Origin of the sequence: Streptomyces sp. NPDC058619, assembly GCF_042717785.1 — a bacterium.
Classification (GTDB): Bacteria; Actinomycetota; Actinomycetes; order Streptomycetales; family Streptomycetaceae; genus Streptomyces.
Genome location: NZ_JBHXQN010000001.1, coordinates 36554 through 50378, shown reverse-complemented (window position 1 = coordinate 50378; position 13825 = coordinate 36554). Strand labels below are relative to the sequence as shown.

Annotated in this window: 13 protein-coding genes; 8 read left to right on the top strand and 5 right to left on the bottom strand. The window is 73.4% G+C overall.

The window, feature by feature from the left end; genetic code table 11:
* Positions 1–21: 21 nt before the first annotated feature.
* The 3 genes from mmpB to ACFWTC_RS00245 form a co-directional block, all read right to left on the bottom strand.
* Positions 22–153: a morphogenic membrane protein MmpB gene (gene mmpB / locus ACFWTC_RS00255; RefSeq protein WP_267718349.1), complete on the bottom strand. Its 132-nt coding sequence runs from the start codon at positions 151–153 to the stop codon at positions 22–24.
* Between the two features lie 89 nt (positions 154–242).
* Entirely contained in the window at positions 243–452 is a 210-nt protein-coding gene (locus ACFWTC_RS00250) for an acyl-CoA carboxylase epsilon subunit (protein ID WP_383932221.1), read from the bottom strand.
* Positions 453–478: 26 nt separating this feature from the next.
* Positions 479–2074: an acyl-CoA carboxylase subunit beta gene (locus ACFWTC_RS00245; RefSeq protein ID WP_384026015.1), complete on the bottom strand. Its 1596-nt coding sequence runs from the start codon at positions 2072–2074 to the stop codon at positions 479–481.
* A gap of 131 nt (positions 2075–2205) precedes the next feature.
* Here ACFWTC_RS00245 and ACFWTC_RS00240 point away from each other — a divergent pair, with 131 nt between their 5' ends.
* The 5 genes from ACFWTC_RS00240 (at position 2206) to hutH (ending at position 9174) form a co-directional block, all read left to right on the top strand.
* The gene (locus tag ACFWTC_RS00240) at positions 2206–3072 is read left to right on the top strand and encodes a biotin--[acetyl-CoA-carboxylase] ligase (RefSeq protein ID WP_383932225.1); all 867 of its coding nucleotides are present in this window, start codon (positions 2206–2208) and stop codon (positions 3070–3072) included.
* 255 nt (positions 3073–3327) lie between these two features.
* Complete coding sequence (locus tag ACFWTC_RS00235; protein ID WP_383932227.1) at positions 3328–4485, top strand: adenylate/guanylate cyclase domain-containing protein; 1158 nt, start codon at positions 3328–3330, stop codon at positions 4483–4485.
* A 482-nt stretch (positions 4486–4967) separates the two neighbouring features.
* On the top strand, positions 4968–5771 hold the full coding sequence (locus ACFWTC_RS00230; protein ID WP_383932245.1) for an enoyl-CoA hydratase/isomerase family protein: 804 nt from the start codon (positions 4968–4970) through the stop codon (positions 5769–5771).
* Between the two features lie 446 nt (positions 5772–6217).
* Positions 6218–7330: a diguanylate cyclase domain-containing protein gene (locus tag ACFWTC_RS00225; RefSeq protein WP_383932229.1), complete on the top strand. Its 1113-nt coding sequence runs from the start codon at positions 6218–6220 to the stop codon at positions 7328–7330.
* 302 nt (positions 7331–7632) lie between these two features.
* On the top strand, positions 7633–9174 hold the full coding sequence (gene hutH, locus ACFWTC_RS00220; RefSeq protein WP_383932247.1) for a histidine ammonia-lyase: 1542 nt from the start codon (positions 7633–7635) through the stop codon (positions 9172–9174).
* Between the two features lie 101 nt (positions 9175–9275).
* On the opposite strand, the gene ACFWTC_RS00215 is transcribed toward hutH, so the two are convergent.
* Positions 9276–9611, bottom strand: coding sequence for a hypothetical protein (locus tag ACFWTC_RS00215; protein WP_383932231.1), 336 nt, complete (start codon positions 9609–9611; stop codon positions 9276–9278).
* A 164-nt stretch (positions 9612–9775) separates the two neighbouring features.
* Between ACFWTC_RS00215 and ACFWTC_RS00210 the strand changes: the two genes are divergently transcribed.
* Complete coding sequence (locus ACFWTC_RS00210) at positions 9776–10060, top strand: hypothetical protein (RefSeq protein WP_383932233.1); 285 nt, start codon at positions 9776–9778, stop codon at positions 10058–10060.
* Between the two features lie 146 nt (positions 10061–10206).
* Positions 10207–11463, top strand: a complete 1257-nt coding sequence (locus tag ACFWTC_RS00205; RefSeq protein ID WP_383932235.1) for an Ig-like domain-containing protein — start codon at positions 10207–10209, stop codon at positions 11461–11463.
* A gap of 161 nt (positions 11464–11624) precedes the next feature.
* Here ACFWTC_RS00205 and ACFWTC_RS00200 read toward each other — a convergent pair whose 3' ends face one another.
* The gene (locus tag ACFWTC_RS00200; protein ID WP_383932237.1) at positions 11625–12527 is read right to left on the bottom strand and encodes a helix-turn-helix domain-containing protein; all 903 of its coding nucleotides are present in this window, start codon (positions 12525–12527) and stop codon (positions 11625–11627) included.
* 236 nt (positions 12528–12763) lie between these two features.
* Here ACFWTC_RS00200 and ACFWTC_RS00195 point away from each other — a divergent pair, with 236 nt between their 5' ends.
* On the top strand, positions 12764–13810 hold the full coding sequence (locus ACFWTC_RS00195) for an NAD(P)-dependent alcohol dehydrogenase (RefSeq protein ID WP_384026020.1): 1047 nt from the start codon (positions 12764–12766) through the stop codon (positions 13808–13810).
* Positions 13811–13825 lie beyond the last annotated feature (15 nt).

Below are 13825 nucleotides of genomic sequence, written 5' to 3'. Positions count from 1 at the left end.
GAGCGGGGCCCGGGACGCGGTCTAGAAGCCGACGCCCAGGACGTAGACCACCACGAGCATCGCGAGCCCCAGCACCAGGGTCAGCCGCCTGATCATCGCCTGGGCGTCGCGCATGTCCTTCGGGGGCTCGTTCTTCGGATCGGACCAGAGCATGCCCCGATCCTGTCCCCCGGCACAGGTGTGGCGCCTGAGTACCCGTACTCAGGCGCCACCCCCCGTTCACACCATCTTTCGCGGCCGGGCTAGCCCGGCCAGTACGTACGGCCCCACGCGGCCGGCCCCGGCTGCGGCAGCCGGTGCGCCGCCAGCCGGGACGGCGCGGACCACGCGTCGGGCACCCGCGGCGCGTCCGACGGCGCCGACGCCAGCGCCGCCGCGCGCGCCCGGACCACCGCCAGTGCGGCGGCCAGCTCCTCCGGGGTCGGATTGCCCTTGACGACCTTGATCACCACTGTGCGCTCCTCGCGGTCCAGACGGTCTAGAGGGGGATGTTGCCGTGCTTCTTCGGCGGCAGGGACTCCCGCTTGGTGCGCAGCTGGCGCAGGCCCTTCACCACGTGTGCGCGCGTCTCGGACGGCATCACCACCGCGTCGACGTACCCGCGCTCGGCGGCCGAGTACGGGTTGAGCAGCGCGTCCTCGTACTCGGTGATGAGCCGCGCCCGGGTCTCCTCGCCCTCGCCGGCGGCCTCCGCCTCGGCGATGGTCCGCCGGTGCAGGATGTTGACCGCGCCCTGCGCGCCCATGACGGCGATCTGGGCGGTCGGCCAGGCCAGGTTGAGGTCCGCGCCGAGGTGCTTGGACCCCATGACGTCGTAGGCGCCGCCGAAGGCCTTGCGGGTGATGACGGTGATCAGGGGGACGGTGGCCTCGGCGTACGCGTAGATCAGCTTCGCGCCGCGCCGGATGATCCCGTTGTACTCCTGGTCGGTGCCCGGGAGGAAGCCCGGTACGTCCACGAACGTCAGCACCGGGACGTTGAACGCGTCGCAGGTCCGGACGAAGCGGGCCGCCTTCTCGGAGGCGTCGATGTCCAGACAGCCGGCGAACTGCATCGGCTGGTTGGCGACGATGCCGACCGGGTGGCCCTCGACCCGGCCGAAGCCGGTGAGGATGTTCGGGGCGAACAGGGACTGCGTCTCCAGGAACTCCGCGTCGTCCAGCACGTGCTCGATCACGGTGTGCATGTCGTACGGCTGGTTCGCGCTGTCCGGGATGAGGACGTCGAGCTCGCGGTCGGTGTCCGAGACCTCGGTGTCGGCCTCCTCGGGGAAGGCCGGGGCCTCGGAGAGGTTGTTCGACGGCAGGTAGGAGAGCAGCGACTTGACGTACTCGATCGCGTCCTTCTCGTCCCCGGCCATGTGGTGGGCCACGCCGGAGGTTGCGTTGTGCGTCCGGGCGCCGCCCAGCTCCTCGAAGCCCACGTCCTCGCCGGTGACGGTCTTGATGACGTCCGGGCCGGTGATGAACATGTGCGAGGTCTGGTCGACCATGACCGTGAAGTCGGTGATGGCGGGGGAGTACACGGCGCCGCCGGCGCACGGCCCGACGACGAGGCTGATCTGCGGGATCACGCCGGAGGCGTGCACGTTGCGGCGGAAGATCTCGCCGTACATGCCGAGCGCGCTGACGCCCTCCTGGATGCGGGCGCCGCCGGAGTCGTTGATGCCGACGAGTGGACAGCCGGTCTTCAGCGCGAAGTCCATGACCTTCATGATCTTCTGGCCGTAGACCTCGCCCAGGGCCCCGCCGAAGACGGTGAAGTCCTGCGAGAACACGGCGACGGGCCGCCCGTCCACGGTGCCGTAGCCGGTGACGACGCCGTCGCCGTACGGCCGCGTCTTCTCCAGCCCGAAGTTGGTGGAACGGTGCCGGGCGAACTCGTCGAGCTCGACGAAGGACCCCTCGTCCAGCAGCAGGGCTACCCGCTCACGCGCCGTCAGCTTCCCCTTGGCGTGCTGCTTCTCCACGGCCCGCGCGGACCCGGCGTGGGTGGCTTCGTCGACGCGGCGCTGCAGATCCGCGATCTTGCCCGCGGTGGTGTGCATGTCGATCGGCTCTGACGGTTGTGGCATCGGGGTCGCGGCTCCCTGCGTGGTGTCAACGGCCTGGTCAATTGATTGACTACTGCTGGCTACTGGTGCGTAGCGTATCGGCGGGCATGGCGCTCGGCAGTGCGGCGTTTGACACACCTACATTGGGTTGCATGACGCCTTCAGATGCATCAGCCGGAGCTTCCGCCGGACGCTGGTCGAGCCTGGACCGGCCGCCGCTCAACGCCGCGGGCCTGCAGCGGGCCCTCGTCACCGAGGGAGGGCTGTGGACCTCCCTTGAGGTGGTCCCCGCCACCGGGTCCACCAACAGCGACCTCGCCGCCCGGGCCGCGAAGCTCCCCGAGGGGGCCGTTCTCGTCGCCGAGGAGCAGACCGCCGGACGCGGGCGGCTCGACCGCAGCTGGGTCGCGCCGCCCCGGTCCGGCCTGTTCTTCTCCGTCCTGCTCAAGCCGGGCGACGCGGTGCCGCAGGAGCGCTGGGGCTGGCTGACCCTGCTGGCGGGGGTGGCCACCGCGACCGGGCTGTCCCGGGCGGCGGGCGTGGACACCGCCCTCAAGTGGCCCAACGACCTGCTGGTCACCGTGGACGGCGAGGAGCGCAAGACCGGCGGGATCCTCGCCGAGCGGGTCGTGGACGGGGTGGTCCTCGGGATCGGGCTCAACGTCACCCTCACCGAGGACGAGCTGCCGGTGCCCGCCGCCGGGTCCCTCGCCCTGGCCCAGGCGTCCGTGACCGACCGGGACCCGCTGCTGCGGGCCGTGCTGCGCTCCCTGGAGCAGTGGTACGGGAACTGGCGCGCGGCCGGCGGCGACCCCGCCGCCAGCGGCCTCCAGGAGACCTACGCGGCGGGCTGCGCCACCCTCGGCCGGCACGTGCGCGCGGAGCTCCCGGGCGGGCGCACCCTCACCGGAACGGCCGAAGCGGTGGACGCCGAAGGCCGCCTGGTGATCCGTACGGCCGAGGACCGGCACGAGGCGGTCGGCGCGGGCGACGTGATCCACCTGCGGTCCGTCCACTGAGCGCCGCCCCCACCCGCCCGCCCGCCCGGTTCCCGCCCCTCCCCGCCGTCCGCGCGGTCCCGGGCGGGTCTCCGTCGGCTTCCCCCGTACGGCCCAGGGGCCCGGCCGGGCAGGGCGCGGGCGGGGGAGTGCTCAAAGAACGAGCAGGGGGAGTGAGCTACGGCACACCTGCCGTATGGTTTAGGCGATCCCAGTGCTCGTGGTGATCAACCGGTTCGGCAGGGCATTGCGCACGGAATGGACAGGAGGCGGCCCTTGACCGTCGACGACCCTTCGCCCAGCGCCTCCTCCAACGGGCCCGGGACCGGTCCCGGCACCCCCATCGGGCGTGACCAGCACACCTCCCACCACGAGGTCGACTACACGGCGCAGCCGACGGCGGATCCGCTCGCCATCCGGCTGGAGCAGCTGATCCTCGGCGCCGAGCGCCGCTACACCCCCTTCCAGGCCGCCCGCAGCGCCGGTGTCTCGATGGAGCTGGCCTCGCGCTTCTGGCGGGCCATGGGCTTCGCCGACATCGGCCAGGCCAAGGCGCTGACGGAGGCGGACGTACTGGCGCTGCGCCGGCTCGCGGGCCTGGTGGAGGCCGGACTGCTGTCCGAGCCGATGGCGGTGCAGGTGGCGCGGTCCACCGGGCAGACCACGGCACGGCTGGCGGAATGGCAGATCGACTCGTTCCTGGAGGGGCTGACGGAGCCGCCGGAGCCGGGGATGACCCGTACGGAGGTCACGTACCCGCTGGTCGAGCTGCTGCTGCCGGAGCTGGAGGAGTTCCTCGTCTACGTGTGGCGCCGCCAGCTGGCGGCCGCGACCGGGCGGGTGGTGCAGGTGGCGGACGACGAGGAGATGGTCGACCGGCGCCTCGCGGTGGGCTTCGCGGACCTGGTGGGCTTCACCCGGCTGACGCGGCGGCTGGAGGAGGAGGAGCTCGGCGAGCTGGTCGAGGCCTTCGAGACGACGGCTGCGGACCTGGTGGCCGCGCACGGCGGCCGGCTGATCAAGACGCTGGGCGACGAGGTGCTGTACTGCGCCGATGAGGCGGCGACGGCGGCGGAGATCGCGCTGCGGCTCATCGAGACGATGGAGGCGGACCCGCAGATGCCCGAGCTGCGGGTCGGGATCGCCTTCGGCACGGTGACGACCCGGATGGGTGACGTCTTCGGGACCACGGTGAACCTGGCGAGCAGGCTGACCTCGATAGCGCCGAAGGACGCGGTGCTGGTGGACGGCGCGATGGCCGAGGAACTGGGCCGGACCGGGGCCGCACCGGTGTCGGAGAAGGAAGCCGAGTCGGAGGAGGGCGGCGGCGGGTACCGCTTCGCGCTCCAGCCGATGTGGCAGCGGCCCGTGCGCGGGCTCGGCGTGGTGGAACCGTGGTCGCTGACGCGGCGGAAGCGGGCGGGCTCGGCGTAGGCCGTCCCGGCCGCGGGGTGCGGGCGGGTGCCGGTGCGGTGGGGCCCGTGCGGCGGGAGCGCGCCATGGCTGCCGGCCGGTCGGGCGGGTGCCGGGCGCTGTGCGGGCTTCAAGCCGGTGCCGGATGCGCTGCGGGCGGCCGGTGTGCGCTGCTGGGCGGGGCGGGTGCGACCCGGGGCGGTGGGGGCGGTGGGGCGCCGCGCGGGCGGGGGGCCGGACGTGGGGGCGGTGGGGCGTGGGCCCGGTCCGGTGCGGGGTTGCCTCCGAGGGTGTCGTCACAGTCGGTCCGTACGCCCGGAGGGCGGGCCACGCGGTGTCCGGTGCGTGCGCTCGCAAGGCGGGGGGCGCCCGTGTACCGGATGTACCCGGGTGATCCGACAACGCGGCGAGCGTGCGGGCCGGGCGCCGCGGGGCAGGGGCGAGCTTGACGACACCCCCTAGGATCCCTCGGTAACGTTCGTTAACCGGGAGGGCCTGTGCCAGTGGAACCGTCGGCTGTCGAGTCGGAATTCGTATCGGTGCGCCGCCACGGCGATGACGGGGTCGTGGAGCTGGTCCTGGACCGCCCGAAGGCCATGAACGCGGTCTCGACCGAGATGGCCCGCGCCATCGGGGCGGCCTGCGCCGGCCTCGCCGCCGATCCCTCCGTGCGGGTGGTCGTCGTCTCCTCGGCCGCGGAGCGGGCCTTCTGCGTCGGGGCGGACCTCAAGGAGCGGAACTCGCTCTCGGATGCCGAGCTGGTACGGCAGCGGCCGACCACGCGAGGGGCGTACGGGGGCGTGCTGGAGCTGCCGATGCCCACGATCGCGGCGGTCCACGGCTACGCCCTGGGCGGCGGTTTCGAGCTGGCGCTGGCCTGTGACGTGATCGTCGCCGACGACACGGCGGTGGTCGGCCTGCCCGAGGTGTCCGTGGGCGTCATCCCCGGCGGCGGGGGCACGCAGCTGCTGCCGCGCCGGGTGGGCGCGGCCCGGGCCGCCGAGCTGATCTTCACGGCGCGCCGGGTCGAGGCCGCCGAGGCGCTGTCCCTGGGGCTGGTGGACTCCGTGGTCGCGGCCGGTACGGACACGGCGGAGGCGCTGGCGCTGGCGGGCCGGATGGCGGCGAACTCCCCGGTGGGGCTGCGGGCGGCCAAGCGGGCGCTGCGGCTGGGGCACGGGATGGACCTCCAGGCCGGTCTGGAGATCGAGGACGCGGCCTGGCGCACGGTGGCCTTCTCGGGGGACCGGGCGGAGGGCGTGGCGGCGTTCAACGAGAAGCGGAAGCCGAACTGGCCCGGGCAGTAGCCCCTGCCCTGCCCTGCCCTGCCCCGGCCAAGGCATGGCCGGCTTGGGGCGCCCGGCCGGTAGCCCGGCCCGCCGTCGCACGTACGGGTGGCCGTACGAGGGGTCGCGCAGCGGCGCCGTGCCGGCGCCCGCCCGTTGTCGCCGCACGGTCCGGCCTGGCGCGGCGCGGTCCGGTCGGTTGCCCGGCCCGCGGGTGGTCGCAGGGGCGGGCGTGTGGCGCCGCCTGATGCCGGTGCGGCCGGGCCGTCGGCGGGCCGGGGGTGGGCGCGGGGCGGGCCGACGGAGCCGTACCGGACCGGGGTCGCCGGCGTCGGCGCCCCTGGCTTCGGCGGCGGCCGCGCGCCGGTCGGCCGAGCCGGGGGCCGGGCTGGTGTTGCCGGGGCTTGGGGTGGCGGAACGTCGCGCCGAATTGTCACTAAATCAGACAAACCCCCTAACCTGGAGTGATGGGCGTTGACGCACGGCTGCGGGCCGTGGTGGGACTCGCGCAGGCGATGGCCGCGGCGTGCGCGCCGCAGGACAGCGTGCGAGCGGCCGCGCGGGGGGCGCGGGTGGCGATGGACGGGTCGTTCGCCGCGATCTCCGCCTGGGAGCGGGAGCGGGGCCGCCTGCGGGTGCTCGTGAACGAGGGGGAGCGGCGGGCCGGCGAGGAGGAGTTCCCCGAGGACGAGTCCTACCCCGTGCACGACTTCCCCGAGATCGCCGAGTTCCTGCACGAGCGCTGGGCCGGGGGTGGCGGGCCGCACGCCTGGGTCGAGAGCGCCGTGGGCAACCGCCCCGGACGGCGCGGGGAGGCCCTGCGCCGTCGCGGGCGCGGTACGTGCGTGGTCGCGCCGATCGTGCTCAGCGGGCGGGCCTGGGGGGAGCTGTACGTGGCCCGGGACGAGGGCCTCCCGGACTTCGGCGAGGACGACGCGGAGTTCGCGACCGTACTGGCGGCGGTGGTCGCGGCGGGGCTCGCGCAGAACGAACGGCTGGCGGAGGCCCGGCGCCTCGCCTTCACCGACCCGCTGACCGGGCTCGCCAACCGGCGGGCCGTGGACATGCGGCTCGACGAGGCGCTGGAGGAGCACCGGCGCACCGGGGCGGTGGTGAGCCTGGCCGTCTGCGACCTCAACGGGCTCAAGAAGGTCAACGACACCCTGGGCCACGCGATGGGCGACCGGCTGCTGGAGCGGTTCGGGTCGGTGCTGAGCCTGTGCGGGGCCATGCTGCCGGGTGCGCTGGTGGCGCGGCTGGGCGGGGACGAGTTCTGCCTGGTGAGCGTGGGTCCGACGGCGGACGAGGTGGTCCGGGTCACCGAGGAGCTGTGCGCCCGGGCGGCCGAGCTGGAGCTGGGCGAGGGCGTGGCCTGCGGGGTGGCCTCCACCGGGGATCCGATCGGGCTGGTGAAGTCCTCCCGGCGGCTGTTCCGGCTGGCGGACGCGGCCCAGTACAAGGCGAAGGCCGCGCGCTCCCCGAAACCGGTGGTCGCGGGCCGGGACACGGCCGTGGTCCGCCTCGCGGACGCCCCGCCGCAAGGGCCCGGCGACCGCCGCCGCTTCCGCGGCCGCGAGTGACCCCCGGGCCCCGTAGGCGGGAGTGCGGCCCCCCGGGGGGTCCGCGCCGCCCGCGCCGCTGCCGCCTCCCGCGCCCGCGACGTCCCCGCCCCCCGCGCCGCCCCCGCCCCGCCGGGTCGCCCGCCCCCGCCGGATCACCCGCCCGGGCGGAGCACTCCCGTCGAGCCGTCCGGCCGGGCGGCACGCCGTGGGGAGCGCCCCGTCGGCGGCCCCCGCGGCGGGTGCCCGCGCCGCGCAAGGGGCCCTCGTAGGCGCCGCTAGTGACATGAAGGGATTCAGTCCGTAGGGTGCTGAATATGGATATGCACACTGTCGTGGTGGGGACGTCCGGGGTCACCGCCGAGGACGTCATCGCCGTCGCCCGCGGCAACGCCCGGATCGAGCTGTCCGGCGAGGCGCTCGACGCGCTCGCCCGCGCCCGCGAGATCGTCGACGCCCTCGCCGCCAAGCCCGAGCCCGTCTACGGGGTGTCCACCGGGTTCGGCGCCCTCGCCTCCCGGCACATCAGCCCCGAGCTGCGCGCCCAGCTCCAGCGCAACATCGTCCGCTCGCACGCCGCCGGCATGGGCCCGCGCGTCGAGCGGGAGGTCGTCCGCGCCCTGATGTTCCTGCGGCTGAAGACGGTCGCCTCCGGATACACCGGAGTCCGCCCCTCCGTCGCCCAGACCATGGCCGACGTGCTGAACGCGGGCATCACCCCCGTCGTCCACGAGTACGGCTCCCTCGGCTGCTCCGGCGACCTCGCGCCCCTCTCCCACTGCGCGCTCGCGCTCATGGGCGAGGGCGACGCGGAGGGCCCGGACGGGACCGTCCGCCCCGCCGGCGAGCTGCTCGCCGAGGCCGGCATCGAGCCCGTCGAGCTCCGCGAGAAGGAGGGCCTGGCCCTCCTCAACGGCACCGACGGCATGCTCGGCATGCTGGTGATGGCCCTTGCCGACCTCGGCAAGCTGTACACCTCCGCAGACATCACCGCCGCGCTCACCCTGGAGGCGCTGCTCGGCACCGAGAAGGTCCTCGCGCCCGAGCTGCACGCCATCCGCCCGCACCCCGGCCAGGGCGCGTCCGCGGCGAACATGGCCGCCGTGCTGGAGGGCTCCGGGCTCACCGGGCACTTCCAGGAGGAGTCCGCCCCGCGCGTCCAGGACGCCTACTCCGTGCGCTGCGCCCCCCAGGTGGCCGGCGCGGGCCGCGACACCATGGCGCACGCCGCCCTCGTGGCCTCTCGCGAGCTGGCCGCCGCGGTCGACAACCCGGTGGTCCTGCCCGACGGGCGCGTGGAGTCCAACGGCAACTTCCACGGCGCCCCCGTCGCCTACGTACTGGACTTCCTCGCCATCGCCGCCGCCGACCTCGGCTCCATCGCCGAGCGCCGCACCGACCGGCTGCTCGACAAGAACCGCAGCCACGGCCTGCCGCCGTTCCTCGCGGACGACGCCGGCGTGGACTCCGGTCTGATGATCGCCCAGTACACGCAGGCCGCCCTGGTCAGCGAGATGAAGCGGCTCGCGGTCCCGGCCTCCGCCGACTCCATCCCCTCCTCCGCCATGCAGGAGGACCACGTCTCCATGGGGTGGTCGGCGGCGCGCAAGCTCCGTACCGCCATCGACAGCCTGACCCGGATCATCGCGATCGAGCTGTACGCGGCCACCCGCGCCATCGAGCTGCGCCACGGGCTCACCCCGGCCCCGGCCAGCCGCGCCGCGATCGCCGCCGCCCGGGCGGCGGGCGTGCAGGGTCCCGGGCCGGATCGTTTCCTCGCCCCTGACCTGGCCGCCGCCGACGCGTTCATCCGTACGGGTGCGCTCCTCGCCGCCGTGGAACCGGTGACGGGCCCGCTGGCCTGACCCGGCCGGCGACGCGCAGCGGAAGGGGCCGCCTCCTGACGGGGCGGCCCCTTCCGTTTCCGTTTCCGGGGTCGGCGCCCCCGTGCCCGCAGGCCCCGGGTCTAGGGCGTCCGGGAGCGGCGTACCGAGAAGACCACGAACCCCGCCCCGAGGCCCAGGCAGGCGGTGCCGCCCAGCAGGTACGGGGTGGTGTCCACGGAGCCGGTGTCCGCGAGCAGGAGCGGCGCGGGCTTCCCGGCCGCGTGCGGGACGGCCCCGCCCGTGATGGTTCCGGTCGTCGCCGTGGCGGCGGGACCCGAGCCGTTCGCGGCGTCGGGCGCACCGGAACGGCCCGTGCCGGGACCCGGCGCGGTGGCACCCGCCGAGGGCACGAACCACAGGGCGGCGAGCAGGGTGGTCGCTCCGAGAGCGGTGAGCAGCGGTCGGCGTGCGGACACGGTGCGATCCCCCTTGTGGCAGCAGCGAATTGGCCGTGTGCGGTGATGCTACGGAAAGGGGCGGGTCGTGGGAAAGCCGGGGGTTCCCCGGGCTTACTCTCCGTCGTATGGAACCTTCTGAGACATCACGTTACGTACGGCTTCGGGTTGATTTGGTACTGGAGGTGCCCGATCCGGATGCACTCACCGGAGCCGCCCTCGCGCACATCAAGGCCGACGAGTTCATGCCGGACGAGGAGCGCGGCCACGCCGAGTCCGCCGTCCGCGAGGACGAGTCGGAGGCCCTCGCGTACCTCGTCGACCCCACCGACCTGGTCGTGGACATCCCCGGGGTGGAGCTCGCCCAGGCCTCCTGGAGCAGCGAGCCCGTCGAATACGACCCCGAGTCCATGGAGTGGGACCTGGACGAGGAAGATGGGGACTTCGACCAAGAAACCGACAACGCCTGACCGTGGGGTTGCCCACATCCCAACGGATGGTGGAACCGAACTCCGACGTTAACGCGTTGTCAGGGACGAGGCAGGGGGCTGTGCCCCCTGCCCGGCCAACCCCGCGACGGCAGCCGCGGGGTATCCGGCGACGATGGAGTGACGTGTTGAGGACGGACAGCAAGCGGCGGAGAAGGTCCCTGGTGGCCGTATCCGCCGTGCTCGGCGGCGTACTGATGCTCTCGGCCTGCAGCGACGGGGGCGGTGACAAGCCGAGCGCGAGCGAGACCAGCAAGTCCCAGGCGGACGTCGACGCGGCGGCAGCCAAGGACGCCTCCAAGGCCCGAATAACCATCACTCCCAAGGACGGCGCCACCAACGTCGGCCTCAACGACGCCACCAACGTGGCCGTTACCGACGGCACCCTGACGAAGGTGGAGCTGAAGAGCTCCGAGGGCGCGGCCGTGGCGGGCAAGATCGCTGCCGACGGCAAGAGCTGGAAGCCCGACGGCGCCCTGAAGCGCTCCACGAAGTACGCCCTCGCGGCGACCGCGAAGGACGCCGACGGGCGCGAGGCGCACGAGAACGCCTCCTTCACGACCATCTCCCCGGAGAACAGCTTCGTCGGCTCGTTCATCCCGGACGAGGGCCAGACCGTCGGCGTGGGCATGCCGGTCTCGATCACCTTCAACAAGCCGATCAAGGACCAGAAGGCCGTCCAGGCCGCCATCAACGTCAGCTCCAGCAGCGGCCAGGAGGTCGTCGGCCACTGGTTCGGGTCGCAGCGCCTCGACTTCCGCCCGGAGCAGTACTGGCAGGCGAACTCCACCGTCACGCTGAAGCTGGCGCTGGAGGGCGTCCAGGGCGCTCCCGGAGTCCAGGGCGTCCAGAGCAAGACCGTCACCTTCAAGATCGGCCGCAGCCAGGTCTCCACGGTCGACGCGAAGACGAAGAAGATGACGGTCACCCGGGACGGCGCGGTCCTCAAGACCATCCCGATCTCGGCGGGCTCCCCGGAGAACCCGACGTACAACGGCCAGATGGTGATCTCCGAGAAGTTCAAGGAAACCCGGATGAACGGCGCCACCGTCGGCTTCACGGACGACGACGGCAAGGGCGAGTACGACATCAAGGACGTCCCGCACGCGATGCGGCTGTCGAACTCCGGCACCTTCATCCACGGCAACTACTGGGGATCGGACTCGATCTTCGGCAGCGTCAACACCAGCCACGGCTGTGTCGGCCTGAACGACGCCAAGGGCGCCAACGACCCGAACCAGCCCGGCGCCTGGTTCTTCGACAACTCGCTGATCGGCGACGTGGTCACCGTGGTCAACTCCCCGGACAAGACCATCAAGCCCGACAACGGCCTCAACGGCTGGAACATGGGCTGGGCCGAGTGGAAGGCCGGCGCGGCCGCCTGACCTCCCGGTACGCATCAGAGAACCCCGGCGGACGGCGGGGCCCGACCGGGCCCCGCCGTCCGCTTCTTGCGTACGTTCACCGGGGCGCCCGTCCGGCCGTCCAGCCGCAGGGCCCCGCCCGGGCCCAGGCGGGCGTACGGCGACCTCACAGGGCAGTACACCTAGCTCTGGGTGCGGGCCTGCGGCGGGGCGGGGGAGGGCTCCGGGGCGGCCGACGGCGTCGACCACGACGACAGCATCCGCAGGGCGTCGGACGACGGGGAGCCGGGCGCCGGGTGGAAGAGCACCAGTGCCTGCTCCGCGTCGTCGGGCAGCCGCAGGGTCTCGAACGCCAGGCTCAGCTCGCCCACCAGCGGATGCCGCAGCTGCTTCACCCCGTGGGTCTTGTCCGCGGCGACCGTGTGCGCCGCCCACAGCTGCCGGAACTCCTCGTTCTTCACCGACAGCTCACCGACCAGCGCGGAGAGCTGCTCGTCCTCGGGGTGCCGGCCCGCGTACGTCCGCAGGTTGCTCACCACCTCGCAGGCCCGGCACTCCCAGTCCGCGTACAGCTCCGCCGTCGCCGCGTCGAGGAACACCAGCCGCACCAGGTTCCGCTCCTGCGCGGGTAGCGCCCCGAAGTCCCCGAAGACCGCCGCGGCCAGCCGGTTCCAGGCGATGACGTCCTGCCGCCGCCCCACCAGGTACGCCGGTACGCCGTCCATCGCGTCCATCAGCGTGCGCAGTTCGGGCCGCACCTGCTGTGGGCGGTGCGCCCGGCTGCGCTGCTTGCGGGTCCGGGGGCGGGCCAGGTGGGTCAGGTGCGTGTACTCCGTGTCGTCGAGCCTCAGGGCCCGCGCGATGGCGTCCAGCACCTCCGCCGACACGTTGTGCCCGTTGCCCTGCTCCAGCCGCGTGTAGTACGCGACCGACACCCCCGCCAGCTGGGCCAGCTCCTCCCGGCGCAGCCCGGGGACGCGCCGGTGGCGCCCGTAGTCGGGCAGGCCCACGTCCTCGGGGCGCAGACGGGCCCGGCGGGAGCGCAGGAACTCGCCGAGTTCGGCTCGCTGATCAAGCTGGTCCATACCGTCAGTATCTCCGCGCTGCGGCCCGGGCGCGGGCCCCAGCCTGACCCCGCCAGTGGTAGGTCCGGCAGTCCTAGGCAGGGCAGGGGGCTGGGTGAGGGCGGCCGGGCGGGGCACGCTGGAACGCGTACCGCGGCGCAGACGCCGCCCCGGTACGAGCGGGCGCCGCCACCGGTACGCACGGCGCGTCGGCGCCGCACCGCACACCCCCCGCGTCACCGCTGAGGAGCCCCACCATGTCCGTCACCCAGGTCTCCGCCTACGCGGCCCCCGCCGCCAAGGCCCCGCTGGAGCGCACCACCGTCCCGCGCCGCCCGGTCGGCGAACACGACGTCCTCATCGACATCAAGTACGCCGGCATCTGCCACTCCGACATCCACCAGGCCCGCGAGGGCTGGGGCGAGGCGATCTTCCCGATGGTCCCCGGCCACGAGATCGCCGGCGTCGTCGCCGAGGTCGGTCCGGGCGTGACCCGGCACGCGGTGGGCGACCGCGTCGGCGTCGGCTGCTTCGTCGACTCCTGCCGCGCGTGCGAATACTGCCTGCGCGGCCAGGAGCAGTACTGCGTCAAGGGCATGACCGGCACGTACAACGCCCTCGACAAGAACGGCGAGCCCACCTACGGCGGCTACTCCACGCACATCGTCGTCGACGAGAACTACACCCTCCGGATCCCGGAGGGCATCGCCCTCGACGTCGCCGCCCCGCTGCTGTGCGCCGGCATCACCCTGTACTCGCCGCTGAAGCACTGGGGCGCCGGTCCCGGCAAGAAGGTCGCCATCGTCGGCCTCGGCGGTCTCGGCCACATGGGCGTGAAGATCGCGAACGCGCTGGGCGCCGAGGTCACCGTGCTGTCGCAGTCCCTGCGCAAGAAGGACGACGGGCTGAGGCTGGGCGCCTCGCACTACTACGCCAGCAGCGACGAGACCACCTTCGAGAAGCTGGCCGGGAGCTTCGACCTGATCGTCTCCACCGTCTCCGCGCCGCTCCCCCTCGACGCCTACCTGGCGCTGCTGAAGGTCGACGGGGCGTTCGTGAACGTCGGCGCCCCGGAGGAGCCGGTGTCGCTGAACCTGTTCTCCGTCATCGGCGGCCGCAAGACCCTCGCCGGGTCGATGATCGGCGGCATCGCCGAGACGCAGGAGATGCTGGACTTCTGCGCCGAGCACGGGCTGGGGGCGGAGATCGAGCTGATCGGCGGCGACCAGATCAACGAGGCGTACGACCGGGTCGTGGCGAGCGACGTGCGCTACCGCTTCGTGATCGACACCTCGACCATCTGAGGGCCGGCGCCGCGG

Bases quoted from the DNA above. Each gene is read 5' to 3' on its own strand.
- mmpB (WP_267718349.1), bottom strand. From the start codon at position 153: ATGCTCTGGTCCGATCCGAAGAACGAGCCCCCGAAGGACATGCGCGAC.
- ACFWTC_RS00245 (WP_384026015.1), bottom strand. From the start codon at position 2,074: ATGCCACAACCGTCAGAGCCGATCGACATGCACACCACCGCGGGCAAG.
- ACFWTC_RS00240 (WP_383932225.1), top strand. From the start codon at position 2,206: ATGACGCCTTCAGATGCATCAGCCGGAGCTTCCGCCGGACGCTGGTCG.
- ACFWTC_RS00225 (WP_383932229.1), top strand. From the start codon at position 6,218: ATGGGCGTTGACGCACGGCTGCGGGCCGTGGTGGGACTCGCGCAGGCG.
- hutH (WP_383932247.1), top strand. From the start codon at position 7,633: ATGCACACTGTCGTGGTGGGGACGTCCGGGGTCACCGCCGAGGACGTC.
- ACFWTC_RS00200 (WP_383932237.1), bottom strand. From the start codon at position 12,527: ATGGACCAGCTTGATCAGCGAGCCGAACTCGGCGAGTTCCTGCGCTCC.
- ACFWTC_RS00195 (WP_384026020.1), top strand. From the start codon at position 12,764: ATGTCCGTCACCCAGGTCTCCGCCTACGCGGCCCCCGCCGCCAAGGCC.